The sequence below is a fragment of the Pseudoalteromonas sp. SG45-2 genome (assembly GCF_014164115.1).
Classification (GTDB): domain Bacteria; phylum Pseudomonadota; class Gammaproteobacteria; order Enterobacterales; family Alteromonadaceae; genus Pseudoalteromonas; species Pseudoalteromonas distincta.
In genome coordinates this window covers 1-2,570 of record NZ_JACJEO010000052.1, presented here as the reverse complement: position 1 = coordinate 2,570, position 2,570 = coordinate 1, and the positions used below count along the sequence as shown (strand labels likewise).

Annotated in this window: 1 protein-coding gene; it reads left to right on the top strand. The window is 50.7% G+C overall.

Annotation, left to right across the window (positions count from 1 at the left end; translation table 11 throughout):
- On the top strand, window positions 1–2,570 hold a 2,570-nt coding region (locus H5116_RS20005), incomplete at both ends, for an Ig-like domain-containing protein (RefSeq protein WP_182716919.1).

Genomic DNA, 2,570 nt, shown 5'->3' with positions numbered 1-2,570 from the left:
ACCACTACATTAAGTGAAACCGCAACACTCAACACCACGGCCCCAAGCATTAGTATTAATGCACTGGTTGACACCAACGACACCACCCCAACCATTAATGGTACAAGCGATGCGGCAGATAACACTACCATTAGCTTAACGTTTGAAGACAGTGCAGGGAATATTACGACTGTTGATACAACCGTAACGGGTGGAGTATGGAGTGTCGATGCACCAACTGATTTAGCCGAAGGCGAATATACTGTCACCGCACAGGTAAATGATGGTCTAGGTAATATCGGCAGCGCCACCGAGACAGGTCAGATAGACCTTACTGGCCCGAGCCTTGTTATTACCGACAACGGTGTAGGTAACGACACCACGCCAACAATTGCAGGTACCAGCGATGCACCGCAAGGCAGTGAAGTAACCATTGTTGTCACCGACAGCAGCGGCGCAGCGCAAACCATGAGTGCCACCGTGCTTGCTAATGGTACGTGGTCAATCCCTGTACCGGTAGCACTTGCAGAAGGTACATACACCGTAAGCGCGAGTGTTGAAGATGTGGCAGGCAACGACACCACCGCCACAGGCGCAGGTGAAATAGATACCACTGCACCGACACTTGTACTTACCAGCCCAGGCTCAAGTAATGACATCACCCCGACACTCAGTGGAACAAGTGATGCCGTTGAAGGCACGGTTATTAACTTCACGGTTGTGGACGATCAAGGCAATACACAAACCTTTACCACCACTGTGGATGCCGATGGTAACTTCTCTGTAGAAGTACCGACTGCACTGGCAGAAGGGCCGTACACGATCACCGCCAACATCAGCGATGTGGCAGGAAACAGCACCGATATTACCGGCAACGGCACCATTGATACCACAGCACCAAGTGTGAGTGTAGATGCGCCATTATTAACAAATGACAGCACGCCAACTGTGACAGGCACTAGTGATGCGCCTAACAGCACCATCACGGTGACGTTTACAGATGCAGCAAATGCCACTCAAAGCATTGATGTACAAACCGATGCCAATGGTAACTGGAGTGCGACACCAACAGGCACATTAGCCGAAGGGAATTATAGCGTTAGCGCCAGCATCACTGATGCAGCGGGCAACACAGGTACAGGTACAGACAGTGGCGAAGTGGATGTAACTCCACCGGCACTTGCCTTTACACCAACGTTTGAACTTGGTTTATTGGTTACCTTAAGTGGTACCTCTGACTTGCCAGCAGGCAGTGAAATTACCATTACCGAGCAACTGGTTGGCGGTGGCATTGGTGCCACCTACACCACCACAACTGATGCCGATGGTAATTGGTCATTAGTCGGATTAGATGTATCGTTACTTGATGTTGGCTCAGTGATCGCCACAGCGACCGATGCCGCAGGTAATACCCGTACAATTAGCTCAGATGACTTTGATAATACACCGCCGACACTCACTGTTGATGTTGCAGCACAAAGCGACAGCAACACGCCAATCATAAGCGGCACAAGTGATGCGGGCGAAGGGGCACAAGTGACGATAGTCGTTACCGACAGCAACGGCAACCCACAAACCATCACCGCCCTTGTTGATGCGGATGGTAATTGGAGTGCCACTCCAACCACACCATTAAGTGAAGGTCAAAGCACCATCGAAGTAAGTGTACGCGACAGTGTTGGCAACGAAACTACAGTGAGTGATACCATCACTATCGACACGCAAGCGCCAATACTCACCATTCAAAACGTAGGCGATGTTAGCGACTTAACACCAGAGCTGCAGGGCACCAGTAATGAAATTGGTGGCACTGTTACACTCACCATCACCGACAGCGCAGGCGCTGTGCAAACCATTGAGACCCTAGTTGGCAGCGATGGCCACTGGAACATTGAAGTGTCAACAGCCCTTGCACAAGGTGACTTTACTGTAAGCGCGAGTATTACCGATGCGGCAGGCAACGAGAGCACAGCAAACAGCAGTGGTAATGTGGATACTATTACGCCAATCGTCACCGTTGATGCACTGGGCTTGGGTAACGACAGCACCCCAGTGATTAGTGGTACTTCAACAGAGCCTGAAGGCACCGTTGTAAACATTGTTATTACTGACAGTAACGGTGATGAACACCCAATCACCGCCACCGTGGATGCAAACGGTGATTGGCAAGCAACCAGCCCTGAATTACCGGATGGAAGCTACACCGTGCAAGCCAGTATCACCGATGATGCAGGCAACACCGGTGGTGCAACACAAACAGGCAACTTAGATACCTTAGCGCCGACACTGACGTTAGACACAGTCGGTGCCACGAATAACAGCACGCCAACAATTAGCGGGACATCGAACGCGCCAGCAGGCACGGTTATAACGATTAACGTCACGGATGCAGATAATACAGAAACGTTCACTGCAACAGTACAAGCCGATGGCAGCTGGTCAGCCGATGTACCGAACGCGTTAACGGATGGTCCACTCACTATTGAAGCAAGCGTTAGTGATAACGCCGGTAATACCACTACATTAAGTGAAACCGCAACACTCAACACCACGGCCCCAAGCATTAGTATTAATGCACTGGTTGACACCAA